The following is a 13,025-nucleotide window of genomic DNA, read 5'->3' as shown; positions in this document are numbered from 1 at the left end:
CGCCGCGCGACCCCCGCCCCCGTGCGGCAGGGTGGGGGCATGCCCGAACTGCCCGAGGTGGAAGCGCTCCGCGAGTTCCTCGACCGCTCCCACGGCCTGGCCGCCGGTCGCCTCAAGGCCGAGAAGAAGAGCGGGCTGCGCGTCCACGGCCGCACCGGCGAACCCTGCCCCGTCTGCGGGGACACCATCCGCGAGGTCAGCTTCGCCGACTCCTCCCTCCAGTACTGCCCCACCTGCCAGACCGGCGGGAAGCCCCTCGCCGACCGCCGCATGTCCCGGCTGCTCAAGTAGCCGGGACCGCACCGCGCGCACCTGAAGTAGGCTCCCGCGCATGCTGCGCGTACTGGCCGTCGACGACGAGGAGCCCGCTCTCGGGGAACTCCTCTACCTGCTGCGCGCCGACCCCCGGGTGCGGACCGCCGAGGGCGCGGGCGACGCCACCGCCGCGCTCCGCAGGATCGGGCGCGCGCTCGACTCCGGTCCCGACGGCGAGGGGGCCGTCGACGTCGTCTTCCTCGACATCCACATGCCCGGCCTCACCGGCCTCGACGTCGCCCGGCTGCTGGCCGGCTTCGCCCGCCCGCCGCTCGTCGTCTTCGTCACCGCCCACGAGGGCTTCGCGCTCCAGGCGTTCGACCTCAAGGCCGTCGACTACGTGCTCAAGCCGGTCCGGCGCGAGCGGCTGGCCGAGGCCGTGCGCCGGGTCCACGAGCTGGTCCACGCCGGTGCGGCGCCCGCCCCGGCCGCCGCACCGGAGCAGATCCCCGTCGAGCTCGGCGGCGTCACCCGCTTCGTCTCCGTCGACGACATCGCCTACGTCGAGGCCCACGGCGACTACGCCCGCCTCCACACCGACCAGGGCAGCCACCTCGTCCGCATCCCGCTCTCCACCCTGGAGGAGCGCTGGGCGGACCGGGGCTTCGTCCGCATCCACCGCAGCCACCTCGTCGCCCTCGACCGCGTCGACGAACTCCGCCTCGACGGCGGCGCCACCTCCGTGCGGGTCGGCTCCACCGACCTCGCGGTCAGTCGCCGGCACGCCCGCCACCTCCGTGACCTGCTGATGCGCCGGGCCGGCGGCTGACCGGACACCCCTACCGGCATTCCGTCCCGTCCGCTTACACTCCACGGGCCCACCCGCCCGTCAGAGAGCGACGCCGATGCCGGAGCACCCCCAGCCGCGCCGGCCGCGGCGCGAGACCGTCACCCACGCCTCCGCCCTCGGCGACCGGGCGGCCCCGCGGCTGCGGCCCCGGGCGCCGCACCCGCCCGCCCGGTCCGAGATCGACGAGCAGACCACCCTCGGCCACACCTACGTCCGCTCGCTGATGCGCAGCCAGCTCCGCGCCGCCCTCACCGCGCTCGGCGCGCTCGCCCTGCTCGTCGGCACCCTCCCGCTGCTCCTCGCGCTGCCCGCCCCCGAGGCCCTGGTGTGGGCGACGCTCGGCGTCGGGGTCTACCCCGTCGTCTGGGGGGTCGCGCACTGGTACGTCCGCCGGGCCGAGCGCAACGAGCGCGACTTCACCGGCCTCGTCGAGCGCTGAGGAGCCGGTGGAGCACCCCGCATGAACCAGACCTACGCGGTCGCCGCCGTCACCGCCGTCGTCCTCGCCACCGTCCTCATCGGCGCCCTCGGCCTGCGCGTCTCCCGCACCACCTCCGACTTCTACGTCGCCTCCCGGACCGCCGGGCCCCGGCTCAACGCCGCCGCGATCAGCGGCGAGTACCTCTCCGCCGCCTCCTTCCTCGGCATCGCCGGGCTCGTCCTCGTCCAGGGCCCGGCCATGCTCTGGTACCCGGTCGGCTACACCGCCGGCTATCTGGTGCTGCTGGTCCTCGTCGCCGCCCCGCTGCGCCGCTCCGGCGCGTACACGCTCTCCGACTTCGCCGAGGCCCGGCTGGAGTCCCGGCGGGTCCGCCGGCTCGCCAGCCTCTTCGTCGTCGGCATCGGCTGGCTCTATCTGCTGCCGCAGCTCCAGGGCGCCGGGCTGACCCTGGAGATCCTCACCGGCGCCCCCGACTGGGTGGGCGGGCTGCTCGTCGCCCTCGTCGTGACCTGCACGGTCGCCGCGGGCGGCATGCGCAGCATCACCTTCGTGCAGGCGTTCCAGTACTGGCTGAAACTCACCGCGCTGCTGGTCCCCGCCTTCTTCCTGGTCGCCGCCTGGTACGGCGACGGCGCGCCCCGGGCCCGCTTCGACGCCCCCGCCGTGCTGCGCGAGCACACCGTGGTCCGGGTCGCCGACACCGTACGGATCGCGCTCGACGCCCCGCTCACCCTCACCGTCACCGGGACCGTGGACGCGGTCCGGTACGAGGAGCGGTCGGTGACCCTCGACCCGGGCGCCCACCACGTCGGCGGCGGCACCGTCCTCGCCCTCCCGCCAGGCACCGCCGTCCCCGAGCGGCGCGCGGAGGGGGCCGATCCCCTCGGCTGGTCCCAGCCGCTGGCCGGCGGCCGGGACGGGCACCAGCTGTACGCCACGTACGGACTGATCCTCGCCACCTTCCTCGGCACGATGGGCCTGCCGCACGTCGCCGTGCGCTTCTACACGAGCCCGCACGGGCGGGCCGCCCGGCGCACCACCCTCGTCGTCCTCGGCCTGATCGGCGCCTTCTACCTGCTGCCCGCGCTGTACGGCGCCCTCGGGCGGATCTACGCCCCCGAGCTGGCCCTCACCGGCTCCGCCGACGCCGCCGTGCTCGTCCTGCCCGACCGGATCCTCGGCGGCGCGCTCGGAGACGTCCTCGGGGCCTGCCTCGCGGGCGGTGCCTTCGCCGCCTTCCTCTCCACCGCCTCGGGGCTCACCATGTCCGTCGCCGGCGTCCTCGCCCAGGACGTGCTGCCCTCCCGCGCCGTCCGGCACTTCCGGCTGGCGACGCCGCTCGCCACCGCCGTCCCGCTCGCGGTCGGCGTCGCCGCCTCGAAGGTGCCGGTGGCCGACGCCGTCGGGCTCGCCTTCGCCGTCTCCGCGTCCTCCTTCTGCCCGCTGCTCGTCCTCGGCATCTGGTGGCGGCGGCTCACCCCGCCCGGCGCGGCCGCCGGCCTCCTGCTCGGCGGCGGCTCCGCGCTGGCCGCCGTCATGGCGACCCGGGCGGGACTCGCCCCGGCGGGCTGGCCGCACACCCTGATGGCCTGGCCCGCCGTCTGGTCGGTGCCGCTCGGCTTCCTCACGATGGTGCTGGTCTCGCTCGCCACCCCGCGCACCGTCCCGGCCGGCACCGCCGCCACCCTCGCCCGGCTGCACCTGCCGGAGCGGTTCACCGCCCCCGTACCCGCGCAGGAGGCACGCCGGTGAGCGGCATCGTGTGGGCGGCGGCGAGCGCCGCCGGAGCCGTCCTCCTCGCCGCCGGGGTAGTCCTCGGCCGGCTCACCGCCCCGCGCGGCGGCCGCGCAGCCGACCTCGACCTAGGCACCCCCGTCGAGCGGGCCACCTTCCACACCCTGCACACCGCCTCGCTCGCCGCGCCGCCGCTGCGCGCCGGGCTGACCGAGGAGACCGCGCGCCGGGCGGCCCGCCCGCTGCGCTCGCTGCTCGGCACCGAGGCCCTCTGCCTCACCGACGGCACCGCCGTCCTCGCCTGGGACGGCCCCGGGGAGGGGCACCACCACGGGGGCGTGCCCGACCTGGCCGCCGGGACCCTGGAGACCGGCCGCAGCCGTTCCGCGCCCACCGGGTGCGCCGACCCCGGCTGCGACCTGCGGTGGGCGGTGACCGCCCCGCTCACCGGCGAGGAGGGCGTCCTCGGCGCGCTCGTCGCCTACGGGCCCCGGGAGTCGGCGGTGCTGGTCCGGGCCGCGACGGAGGTGGCCCGCTGGGTCTCGGTGCAGCTGGAGCTGGCCGAGCTGGACCGCTCCAGGACCCGGATGGTGGAGGCGGAGATCCGGGCGCTGCGCGCCCAGATCTCCCCGCACTTCATCTTCAACTCCCTGGCCGCGATCGCCTCGTTCGTCCGCACCGACCCCGAGCGGGCCCGGGACCTCCTCCTGGAGTTCGCGGACTTCACCCGCTACTCCTTCCGCCGCCACGGGGACTTCGCCCAGCTCGCCGACGAACTGCGGGCGATCGAGCAGTACTTGGCGCTGGCCGGCGCCCGATTCGGCGACCGGCTCAAGGTGACGCTCCAGATCGCTCCCGAGGTGCTGCCGGTCGCCCTGCCCTTCCTCTGCCTCCAGCCGCTGGTGGAGAACGCGGTCAAGCACGGCCTCCAGGACCGGGAGCGCGGCTGCCGGGTCACCATCGCCGCCCGGGACGCGGGCGCGGAGGCCGTGGTCACCGTCGAGGACGACGGCGTCGGCATGGACCCCGAGCGGCTGCGGGCGGTGCTGCGCGGCGAGCACCCGGGCGGCTCCGGGATCGGGCTCTCCAACGTCGACGAGCGGCTGCGCCAGGTGTACGGGCCGGAGCACGGACTGGTCATCGAGACCGGCGTGGGCGCCGGCATGAAGGTGACCGCGCGTTTCCCCAAGTACCGTCCGGGGGTGCATCCTTCGCGGACGCGGTGACGGATCAGGAGAGCCAGACGGCGAGATGGGCGAGCGGCAGGCCCAACCGCCAGGCGGGCAGCCAGGCGCGCGCCGTCTCGTCCACCGTCGGCCGCGGTCCCGCTCCCGGCACGCCGTCCAGGTCGGTGGCGTGCACCCAGGTCTCCTCCAGGGCCCGCCAGGCGGCGCGCGCGAGGGCCAGGTCGGCCCCGTCGGGGTCCTCGGCCTCCTCGGCGGCGAGCCGCTCCGCCACCCAGTCCGGCCAGCCCGCCTCGTGCGCGGTGCGGCGCAGCCACGCGTCGGGCGCGGGCTCCCCGGAGAGGTGGACCGTGAGGGTCAGGGCCCGCAGGGAGGCCCGGTGTTCCAGCGAGCCGGGCTCGGCGAGCCCGGCCGCGGTCAGGTACTGGTCGGCCAGGTACTCGGCGCACAGCCAGGCCATCGGTACGGCCAGGCCCCCGCCGCTCCTGCGGCCGGCGCCGTTCGTGCTCTCGGGCGGCAACGCTCCCACCTTCTCCCGGACGTCGGGGCCCCGCGGTTCTCGGGACCCGGAGCAGAGCCTCCTCCGCTCGGGGCGTCCGCGTGGGCCGCTTTGCTCAACTCGCCGGTGTGGTTTCGGATACGTTCCCCGGCCGGATCGGTGCGGACGGGTTCTGTGGTGCGCGAGGGGCGGACGGGGCGGGGGAGGGGCGCCGTCGCAGGAGCGAGGCGAGCGCGGTGACCCCGACGAGGAGCACGAGCGGGCGCAGCGGGAGGATCGCCCCGAAGGAGTCGTCCAGGCCGTCGACGCCGCGCCAGACGACGACGATCCACCCCGCGCTCCCCACCAGGACCATCGCCCCGAGCCGCCGCTCGCCGCTCAGTCGCATCCCGGTCCAGAGCACGATCGGCATGACCAGCGCCGTGTTGAACAGCGCGGTGGTGAAGACCTGGGCGGTGCCGTATCCGGTCGGTGACCCGAGGGCGGCGGACGCCTCCGCGACGAGGGCGAACCGCAGCGTGTCGGAGAGGATCAGGTGCGCGGCCCCGATCGCGAGCGCGGTGACGACGGCGGCCTTGAGCAGGCGGGGCAGGGGCGGGGTGTGGGTCGGTGCGGCCATGGCAGCGACTATACGCACTGCGTATACATGGAGTGTATAGACCCCCGGGGGTTCCCGTCCGGCGGGGCGGCGCGGCCCCCGCGACTCCGCGCCGCCGATGCGGTCGCGGAGTCGGTCGGGAGCGGGGGTCAGCCGAGCAGGGCGTAGACCGCGGTCGCGTGGGCGGCCGGTTCGGCGGTGCCCTCGGCGGTCATCGTGATGTCGGCGAAGGCCATCCGCCGGCCGAGTTTGGTGAGCCGGGCGCGGACCAGGACGTCGGCGCCGAGGACCGCCCGCTGGAAGCTGGTGGACTGCTGGACGGTCGTCATGGGGACGAAGCCGCCGCGGGCCGCCGAGACGGCGATCACGGTGGCCGTGTCGGCCGCCGCCATCAGGGCCTGGCCGGAGAGCCCGCCGCCCTCGCGGGCCAGCCGGTCGGACCAGGGGAGGCGGAGGACGGCCTCGTGGCCGTCGAGCGAGTCGACCGTGAGGCCCAGGTCCAGGACCCAGGGCGCGAAGTTGTCGGCGAGGATCTTCTCGGCCGCGGCGGTCGTCAGCGGAGCGGTCTCGGGCGGTGTCACGGCGTCGGTGTGCGTCACGGCGTCATTGTGCGGCCGCCGCCCGGGGGCGGGCAATGGAGCCGTGCCGCGGCCGGTAGCCGGGCAGCGAGCGGCCCAGCTGCCTGAGGGCGTAGTGGGAACGGGACTTGACCGTGCCGGCCGGGATCCCGAGGTCGACGGCGGCCTCGTTGACGGTGAGCCCGTCGAAGTAGAGCCGGACCAGCACGGCCCGGTGCTCCGGGCTCAGTCCGCGCACCGCCGCCCGGACGTCGAGCGCCGCCTCCGCGGACTCGGTGGCGTCCGAGGGGTCGGGGGTCACCGCGAGCACCCCGTCGCCGATCTCGGCCGGGCGGGCCAGCCGGGAGCGGCGGGCGTCGATGGCGAGCCGGCGGGCCACGGTGAAGAGCCAGGGCCGCATCGAGTCGTAGGCGCCGCTGAACGCCTCGGGGTGGAGCCAGGCCCTGACCAGCGTCTCCTGCACCAGGTCCTCGGCGCGCTGACGGTCCCCGTAGGTCAGCCCCAGGAGGAAGGAGAGCAGGGCGGGGCCGTGCTCCCGCTGGAGCTCCTGGAGCTGGTGCTCGTCGGTCGTCACGGTCACGGTCGCCGTCCTCGCGCTCGCCGTCGTCATGGTCGCGGTCGCCGTCGTCATGGTTGCCACCCTTCCCCGCCCGCTCCGCGGTGCGTCGTCCGCGCCGTATACGAACGCATCCGGGCGGAAGGGGACAGGGAGCGGACAGCTGTCTGCGACGAACGGTCGTAACGAGCGGCGAATGGCACGGCGAACGGTCGGACGGCGTTCCTGCGTCCGATGCGGTGGGTTCTCGGCCGGGGGGCGGCCCGGTCCCTTGACTCGGAGCCGTACGGGAGATCAATTCGGCAGAACACATGTTCTTCCGATGATCGGGGTGGAAGTCCTCATGACCACAGGACCCAGACGTATCGGACCCGGCCGTGCGCGCGTCCGGGCCGTCCGGGCCGTCTCCGCCGCGGCCGCCGGCGCGCGGCTCGCCTTCGTCGCCGCGTGCGGCCAGGGAGGAGCGGACCGCGGCGCACCGGCCCCCGCGGGTTCACCCGCCGGCTCGTCCGGCGGCTCCACCGCGCCCCGCCCCGCCGTCCCGGCGCCGAAGCCGGCCGGCTTCACCCTGGTGGCCTCCGGCGACGTGCTGCCGCACGACTCGATCATCCGCCGGGCCGCCGCCGACGCGGGCGACGGCGGATACGACTTCCGCCCCATGCTCGCCGGCGTGAAACCGGTCGTCTCCGGCGCCGACCTCGCGCTCTGCCACATGGAGACCGTGTACGGGAAGGACGGCGGGCCCTACACGGGCTACCCCGCCTTCAAGTCCCCGCCCGAGGTCGCCGCCGCGCTCGCGGCCACCGGATACGACTCCTGCTCCACCGCCTCCAACCACACCCTCGACGACGGCGCGGCCGGCCTCGGCCGCACCCTCGACGCCCTCGACGCGGCGGGCGTGCGGCACGCGGGCTCGGCCCGCACCGCCGCCGAGGCCGCCCGACCCACCCTGCTCAAGGCCGGCGGCGCCACCGTCGCCCAGCTCGCCTACACCTACGACACCAACGGCTATCCGCTCCCCGAGGGACGGCCCTGGGCGGTGAACCTGCTCGACGAGGCCAAGGTCCTCGCCGACGCCAGGGCGGCCCGCGCGGCCGGCGCCGACGTCGTCGTGGTCAGCGTCCACTGGGGCTCCGAGTGGCAGACCGCGCCCGACGAGCGCCAGCTCTCCCTGGCCCGCTCCCTCACCGCCTCCCGGACCGGCGGCCGCCCCGACATCGACCTCATCGTCGGCACGCACGCCCACGTGCCCCAGGCGTACGAGAAGGTCAACGGCACCTGGGTGATCTACGGGATGGGCGACCAGATCGCCGGCGACATGATCAACCACGAGGGCGCCCAGGACCCGCGGGGCAACCAGAGCAGCATCGGGCGCTTCACCTTCGCGCCGCCCGGGGAGCCCGGTGCCCGCTGGGAGGTCACCAAGGCCGAGTTCGTGCCCCAGTGGTTCGACACCGGCCGGGGCCGGGTGGTCAACCTCGGGGCCGCCGACGGCTCCGACCCGCGCCATCCCGGCATCCGCGAGACGATCCGCCAGGTCGTCCTCGGCCGGGGCGCCGACAAGGACGGCCTGACCCTGGGACGATGAGCGCGCCGGCCGGTCAGGGCACGACCGTGACCGGCCAGCGGCCCGCCTTCACCAGCCGCACGGCCACCGAGCCGACGAAGCGGTGCCCCGCCGACTCCGAGACGCCCACCACGACGGCGTCCGCCTTGAGTTCCTCCGCCGCGCGCACCAGCCCCGCGTAGGCGTCGCCCTTGAAGGTGCGGAACTCCCAGCGCACCTGCCAGAGGTCCTTCACCCGCTCGGCCGAGGTGCGGATCTCCTCCACCAGCCCCTCGGCTATCTCCTCGGTGGTCCCGGACACCGGGGCGCCCAGCGAGGCCCCGGCCGCCATCACCGGCTGGACGTAGACGAGCGCGAGCAGGGCGTTCTGCCAGCGGGCCAGCCCGGCCGCGTACGCCGTCGCGCGCAGCGACGATTCCGAGCCGTCGACCCCCGCCATGATCACCTTGGGGCCGTCGGTGCCCCGTTCGAACCGATGGGGCTGGTGTTCGCTCACCCTTCGAGGGTATCGGCCCATCGGGTGCAATCGGACGGCGGCCCGGTGTCGGTGAGCGGCCCGGAACCCTCCCCGTACGAACCATTGGTCATGAAAAACGATCAGCTGCCCGGGCGGAGGTCGGTGCTGCGTCTGGCCGCCGCCCTCGGCGCCACCGTCACGGCCGGCGCCCTCGCCGTCGACCGGCTCGGCGAAGGAGCGGGCGCGGGCCGCTCCGCCGCGTCCCCGCCCCAGGGCCCGCCGGGCGCCGCGGGACCCGCCGCCGGCCCGCCGGCCGCCGCCCCCCGGCTGCGCCCCTCCGCGTACCGGCTCCAGCCGATGACCGCGTACGCCCCCGCCGTCCGGCCCCGGGCCCTCCCGCCGGTCCGGCAGCGCCCCTTCCTCTCGCTCACCGGCGTGGGCCGCTCCATGGTCCTCACCTTCGACGACGGGCCCGACCCCCGCTACACCCCGGCCATCCTGGCCACCCTGCGCCGCTACGACTGCCGGGCGATGTTCTTCGTCTGCGGCGAGATGGCGGTGGACAACCAGGACCTGCTGCGGGAGATGGCCGACGACGGACACGTGGTCGGCAACCACTCCTGGTCCCATCCGCTGGTCCCGAAGCTCCGGCCCTCCCGCATCCGCGACGAACTGGGCTCCACCAGCGAGGTGGTGGAGCGCGCGCTGGGCGCCGCGCCGCTCTGGTACCGGGCCCCGTACGGCGCCTGGAACCGGCACTCCTTCGAGATCGGCGCCGAACTGGGCATGGAGCCGCTCGCCTGGTCCGTGGACACCCTCGACTGGACGGAACCCGGCAGCGGCACCATCGTCCGCCGGGTCCTGGACGGCGCAGGGCCCGGCGTGATCGTCCTCTCGCACGACGCGGGCGGCGACCGGTCCCAGAGCGTCGACGCGCTCCGCCGCTACCTGCCCGCGCTCCTCGACGAGGGATACACCGTCACGGTGCCCCGGCGCTGACCGGCCGGCGTCGCGCGCGAAGGGCCCCGGGGGGATCCCCCGGGGCCCTCCGTCCGCCCTCGGTCAGCGCGAGCCCACCATCCGGGCGTAGACGACGACGTTCCCGTCGTAGCCGTTCTGGCGGGTGTAGCCGCCGCCGCAGGTGATCACCCGGAGCTCGGGGTGGCCGGTGTCGCCGTAGACCTGCGGGCCGGGGAAGTCCTGCTTGGAGTAGACCTCGACGCCGTAGATCTCGAAGACCGCCACCCGTCCGTCGTACCGCTCGACCTCGACGTGCTGGCCCTTCTCCAGGGCCCCGAGGCCGTAGAAGACCGCCGGGCCGCTGTTGTTGTCGACGTGCCCGACGATCACCGACGTGCCACGCTGGCCGGGCGCGATGCCGTTCTGGTACCAGCCCGCCAGATTGGCGTCCTGCGGGGGAGGGGCCGCCACCCAGCCGTCCGCGTCGAGCCCCACGTCCATCACCGGGGCCGCCACGTCGATCGCCGGGATGCGGACCCGGGAGGCGGGCGCGAAGGGCAGCGGCTGGACGCCCGCCGACGCCTCCGCGGGCGGCGGGACGACCGGACGGGCCACCGGACGGGCGGCGGCGGCCGGCTGCGGGGGGCCTCCCGCGATGTCCACGCCGTTGCGCATCATCGCGAGTCCGGACAGCATGGCGAGGGCCAGGACGCCCCAGGGTTGACGTCTCCTGCGCTCAGGGACGCGGAAGTCCTTCGGGGGCATGGTTCTCCCTTCGTGGCGACGTGTGAACGGTAAGGGCGCTTCCCCGTCCCCGCGCTCCGGACGGCCCGAACGGGTAGCCCACCGCCGCCGTACGGGTGGCGACGCGCCGCCGGGAGCCGCAGCCGGGTGTCCCCCCGGAGCCGACCCTCCGTCAGGCGCGGATCCGACTGGCCGTCAGAAAGCGTGCGGCCGGGGGCTCTCGGGCGCCGTTGGGCGGCCCGGGTGACGGTGCGCTGGCCCATCCGAGTACTCGTCGGACAATCGTTTCGCGCGCCCCTGACCTGCGGTTGTGGCGCCCGGAGCAACTCGATCGGCGGCATCGGGGCTCACCGGACCGGCCCAGTGTCGAGGTGCAGAGAAGTGTCCGAGTTGTGATGGTTCGTCATGGAAGGCGTACTCGTCGAATCTCCCGGAGCACCGCTTTGGGGCGTCTTCCACTGGAGGTTCAACCATGCGTGCTGCACGCACTCTGGCGGTGACCGCCACCGCGATCGCGGCGGTCGGCCTGGCCGCCCCCCTGGCCGCCGCCACCAACGGTCCCAGCAACGTCACCGTCAACCCCTACGACGTCCACGCGGGGTCGACGATCACGATCACCGCCAAGGGGTGCGGCCACGGCGGCACCGTCACGTCCAACGCCTTCCCGGAGACCAGCCTCTCGGTCAACTCCAACGGCCTGTCCAGCGGGATCGCCCGTGTCTACAACAACGCCACGCCCGGCAACTACAACCTGGCCGTGAAGTGCAGCGACAACTCCAGGGTCGTCACGCACCCGTTCCGCGTGCTCGCGGGCCGCGGCGCCCAGGGCGGCCTCGGCGGTTCGCTGGCGCCCAGCTCCACCGAGATGGCCATCGGCGGCAGCCTGGTCGCCGCGGCCGCGCTCGGCGGCGGCGTCTTCGTCCTCCGTCGCCGTCGCATGACCGGCGCGGGCGCCTGACCGGCCCGAACCTCCCGGTCGGCCGACTGTGCCCGCCGCCCCCGTGTTCCGCAAGGGATCCGGGGGCGGCGGGCTTTCCGGGTGTCCGGGCCCGAGCGTCCCGGTTCAGTGCCGGCGCCCGCCCGCGCGGCGCCGGACCACGTACGCGGTACCGGCCGCGGCGGCGAGCACCAGGGCCGTGCCGGCCGCCAGCGTCCCCGGCCCGACACCGGCCTGCGAGCCGCCGATCCCGCCCTGCACGCCCCGCGGGGTGAGCAGCACGGTCGAGCGGGCGGTCGGGGAGAGCGTGGCCAGTCCGCTGATCGTCAGGTCCACGGTGTCCTGCACCCCGCCCGAGCAGTTGAACGCCACCGTGTACACGGCGCCGGGCTTGGCGTCCGCGTCCACGGTGGCGGTCACGGCTGAACCGGGGGCGATCTGGACGGTGTCGAAGATGCCCGCCGTCGCCGTCGCCGTGCTGGAGCAGCCGGGGGCGCTGAGGGTCACCCGCCCTCCGGCGGTGACGAGCGAGGGGGAGACGACGAAATCGCCCGGGGCCTGCGCGCCCCGCACCCGCGGGTTCGGCGCGGGCGCACCGTCGGTCGCGTGGGCGACGGTGACGGGGGCGGCCAGGGCGAGGGTGGCCGCCCCCAGCAGGGCGGTGGACGCGGCACGTATCGCGCGCATGGTGATTCCTCCGGGTCCCGAGGGCCGGCCGCGGCGGTTTGGCCGCGTGGAGCCTGCGTACACCTCGTTGCCCGACACGCTAGGAGCGCATTACCACAGCCGCGATCCCAGACGCGCGAATGGGGCACCGGTGTCCCCCGGACGGTCCAGCCCCGCCCGCTCGGTCAGTCGGTGACCTGCGGGAACAGATCGGTGAACGGCGCGGCGGTGGCGGCCAGGCCGCGGCCGAACGGCGCGTCGAAGTCCCAGATCAGGAAGAGCAGGAAGGCGATCAGCGCGCTGTAGAGGCCGGCGAGCAGCACCTCGCGTCCGGTGCGCCGGATCTGGAGGGTGAAGATGAGCCCGACCGACACCAGCGCGCCGATGATCAGTCCGAACCAGACGACTCCCGGCATGGTCTCGCCGGCGCTCTGGCCGCGGGCGCCGCGGGCGTCGTCGGCGACCATCACCTGGTCGACCAGCGGCTGGTACGCCTGCCCCTCGAAGTCGTTGGCGGGCTCGTAGTCGGTCACGCTGCGGCGCACCTTGCTCATCAGGGCGTCGCCCTCCGGGCTGGTCCCGCCGTGCTCGGCCATGTACGTGAACTCCTCGTTCACCACGTAGTCGACGTACGCGTCGACGTCGGCACGGATCTGGGCGCGGACCATCACCGGGTAGACCTCGACCCGTTCGGAGATCTCGTGCATCGCCTGCGCCTCCTGGCGCACGACCTCCTGGGCGGCGCCGCGGGCCTCCCACACGCCGGCGATGGCGAGGCCGAGCACGATGGCGTAGATCACGCCGATCATCATCGTCATGTACTCGATGACGTCGGGGGTCTCGCTGGGGTCGTCGTCCTCGGTGATCCGGCGTTGGTTGATGACGACGATGGCCAGGACGACGGCGCACGCGGCGGCCATCGCCAGGGTCAGGACGAGCCATTCGGACATGGTTCCTCGGTCTTCCTTGCGGGAGTTCGGTTCGGGGGGCGTACGGGC

At 75.0% G+C, this 13,025-nt stretch carries 15 protein-coding genes and 1 pseudogene; 8 read left to right on the top strand and 8 right to left on the bottom strand.

Annotated features, from left to right (window positions below):
- Window positions 1–66 precede the first annotated feature (66 nt).
- The 5 genes and pseudogenes from IE321_RS02840 to IE321_RS02820 all read left to right on the top strand — a co-directional run.
- Window positions 67–291 (top strand): annotated as a pseudogene (locus IE321_RS02840) (zinc finger domain-containing protein); the annotation flags it as partial.
- Window positions 292–331: 40 nt separating this feature from the next.
- Window positions 332–1,084: a LytR/AlgR family response regulator transcription factor gene (locus tag IE321_RS02835; RefSeq protein ID WP_190221591.1), complete on the top strand. Its 753-nt coding sequence runs from the start codon at window positions 332–334 to the stop codon at window positions 1,082–1,084.
- A 76-nt stretch (window positions 1,085–1,160) separates the two neighbouring features.
- Window positions 1,161–1,544, top strand: coding sequence for a DUF485 domain-containing protein (locus IE321_RS02830; protein ID WP_190221590.1), 384 nt, complete (start codon window positions 1,161–1,163; stop codon window positions 1,542–1,544).
- 21 nt (window positions 1,545–1,565) lie between these two features.
- The gene (locus tag IE321_RS02825; protein ID WP_190221589.1) at window positions 1,566–3,299 is read left to right on the top strand and encodes a sodium/solute symporter; all 1,734 of its coding nucleotides are present in this window, start codon (window positions 1,566–1,568) and stop codon (window positions 3,297–3,299) included.
- Window positions 3,296–4,507 carry a sensor histidine kinase gene (locus IE321_RS02820; RefSeq protein ID WP_043231838.1) on the top strand — a complete coding sequence of 404 codons (1,212 nt, stop codon included), beginning with the start codon at window positions 3,296–3,298 and terminating at the stop codon, window positions 4,505–4,507. The genes IE321_RS02825 and IE321_RS02820 overlap by 4 nt, the downstream gene beginning before the upstream one ends.
- Window positions 4,508–4,511: 4 nt before the next feature.
- Here IE321_RS02820 and IE321_RS02815 read toward each other — a convergent pair whose 3' ends face one another.
- From IE321_RS02815 to IE321_RS02800, 4 genes are all read right to left on the bottom strand, one after another.
- Window positions 4,512–4,994 (bottom strand): hypothetical protein, encoded by a 483-nt coding sequence (locus IE321_RS02815; protein WP_372470294.1) that lies wholly within the window; start codon window positions 4,992–4,994, stop codon window positions 4,512–4,514.
- Window positions 4,995–5,079: 85 nt separating this feature from the next.
- The gene (locus IE321_RS02810) at window positions 5,080–5,583 is read right to left on the bottom strand and encodes a hypothetical protein (protein WP_190221587.1); all 504 of its coding nucleotides are present in this window, start codon (window positions 5,581–5,583) and stop codon (window positions 5,080–5,082) included.
- A gap of 128 nt (window positions 5,584–5,711) precedes the next feature.
- On the bottom strand, window positions 5,712–6,161 hold the full coding sequence (locus tag IE321_RS02805; RefSeq protein WP_226652698.1) for a PaaI family thioesterase: 450 nt from the start codon (window positions 6,159–6,161) through the stop codon (window positions 5,712–5,714).
- 4 nt (window positions 6,162–6,165) lie between these two features.
- Entirely contained in the window at window positions 6,166–6,771 is a 606-nt protein-coding gene (locus IE321_RS02800) for a sigma-70 family RNA polymerase sigma factor (RefSeq protein WP_226652697.1), read from the bottom strand.
- Between the two features lie 268 nt (window positions 6,772–7,039).
- On the opposite strand from IE321_RS02800, the gene IE321_RS02795 reads away from it, so the two are divergent.
- The gene (locus tag IE321_RS02795) at window positions 7,040–8,284 is read left to right on the top strand and encodes a CapA family protein (protein ID WP_190221586.1); all 1,245 of its coding nucleotides are present in this window, start codon (window positions 7,040–7,042) and stop codon (window positions 8,282–8,284) included.
- Window positions 8,285–8,297: 13 nt separating this feature from the next.
- On the opposite strand, the gene IE321_RS02790 is transcribed toward IE321_RS02795, so the two are convergent.
- Complete coding sequence (locus IE321_RS02790; protein WP_190221585.1) at window positions 8,298–8,759, bottom strand: universal stress protein; 462 nt, start codon at window positions 8,757–8,759, stop codon at window positions 8,298–8,300.
- 24 nt (window positions 8,760–8,783) lie between these two features.
- Here IE321_RS02790 and IE321_RS02785 point away from each other — a divergent pair, with 24 nt between their 5' ends.
- Entirely contained in the window at window positions 8,784–9,719 is a 936-nt protein-coding gene (locus tag IE321_RS02785) for a polysaccharide deacetylase family protein (protein WP_373316598.1), read from the top strand.
- Window positions 9,720–9,782: 63 nt separating this feature from the next.
- Here IE321_RS02785 and IE321_RS02780 read toward each other — a convergent pair whose 3' ends face one another.
- A complete protein-coding gene (locus tag IE321_RS02780) occupies window positions 9,783–10,445 on the bottom strand; it encodes a class F sortase (protein WP_043231827.1) in 663 nt (220 codons plus the stop codon).
- Between the two features lie 451 nt (window positions 10,446–10,896).
- Between IE321_RS02780 and IE321_RS02775 the strand changes: the two genes are divergently transcribed.
- Window positions 10,897–11,382: a hypothetical protein gene (locus IE321_RS02775; protein WP_190221583.1), complete on the top strand. Its 486-nt coding sequence runs from the start codon at window positions 10,897–10,899 to the stop codon at window positions 11,380–11,382.
- A gap of 105 nt (window positions 11,383–11,487) precedes the next feature.
- Here the strand turns inward: IE321_RS02775 and IE321_RS02770 are convergent, their stop codons facing one another.
- Together IE321_RS02770 and IE321_RS02765 are read right to left on the bottom strand one after the other, a co-directional pair.
- Window positions 11,488–12,048, bottom strand: coding sequence for a hypothetical protein (locus IE321_RS02770; RefSeq protein ID WP_043231823.1), 561 nt, complete (start codon window positions 12,046–12,048; stop codon window positions 11,488–11,490).
- Between the two features lie 164 nt (window positions 12,049–12,212).
- Window positions 12,213–12,977 (bottom strand): bestrophin-like domain, encoded by a 765-nt coding sequence (locus IE321_RS02765; protein ID WP_043231821.1) that lies wholly within the window; start codon window positions 12,975–12,977, stop codon window positions 12,213–12,215.
- Window positions 12,978–13,025 lie beyond the last annotated feature (48 nt).

The sequence above is a fragment of the Streptomyces hydrogenans genome, from assembly GCF_014656075.1.
GTDB lineage: Bacteria > Actinomycetota > Actinomycetes > Streptomycetales > Streptomycetaceae > Streptomyces > Streptomyces hydrogenans.
The sequence above is the reverse complement of the archived record's forward strand: the minus strand, read 5'-3'. Positions and strand labels throughout refer to the sequence as shown.

Bases quoted from the DNA above. Each gene is read 5' to 3' on its own strand.
- IE321_RS02800 (WP_226652697.1), bottom strand. From the start codon at position 6,771: ATGACGACGGCGACCGCGACCATGACGACGGCGAGCGCGAGGACGGCG.
- IE321_RS02770 (WP_043231823.1), bottom strand. From the start codon at position 12,048: ATGCGCGCGATACGTGCCGCGTCCACCGCCCTGCTGGGGGCGGCCACC.
- IE321_RS02795 (WP_190221586.1), top strand. From the start codon at position 7,040: ATGACCACAGGACCCAGACGTATCGGACCCGGCCGTGCGCGCGTCCGG.
- IE321_RS02780 (WP_043231827.1), bottom strand. From the start codon at position 10,445: ATGCCCCCGAAGGACTTCCGCGTCCCTGAGCGCAGGAGACGTCAACCC.
- IE321_RS02765 (WP_043231821.1), bottom strand. From the start codon at position 12,977: ATGTCCGAATGGCTCGTCCTGACCCTGGCGATGGCCGCCGCGTGCGCC.
- IE321_RS02810 (WP_190221587.1), bottom strand. From the start codon at position 5,583: ATGGCCGCACCGACCCACACCCCGCCCCTGCCCCGCCTGCTCAAGGCC.
- IE321_RS02835 (WP_190221591.1), top strand. From the start codon at position 332: ATGCTGCGCGTACTGGCCGTCGACGACGAGGAGCCCGCTCTCGGGGAA.
- IE321_RS02830 (WP_190221590.1), top strand. From the start codon at position 1,161: ATGCCGGAGCACCCCCAGCCGCGCCGGCCGCGGCGCGAGACCGTCACC.
- IE321_RS02825 (WP_190221589.1), top strand. From the start codon at position 1,566: ATGAACCAGACCTACGCGGTCGCCGCCGTCACCGCCGTCGTCCTCGCC.
- IE321_RS02775 (WP_190221583.1), top strand. From the start codon at position 10,897: ATGCGTGCTGCACGCACTCTGGCGGTGACCGCCACCGCGATCGCGGCG.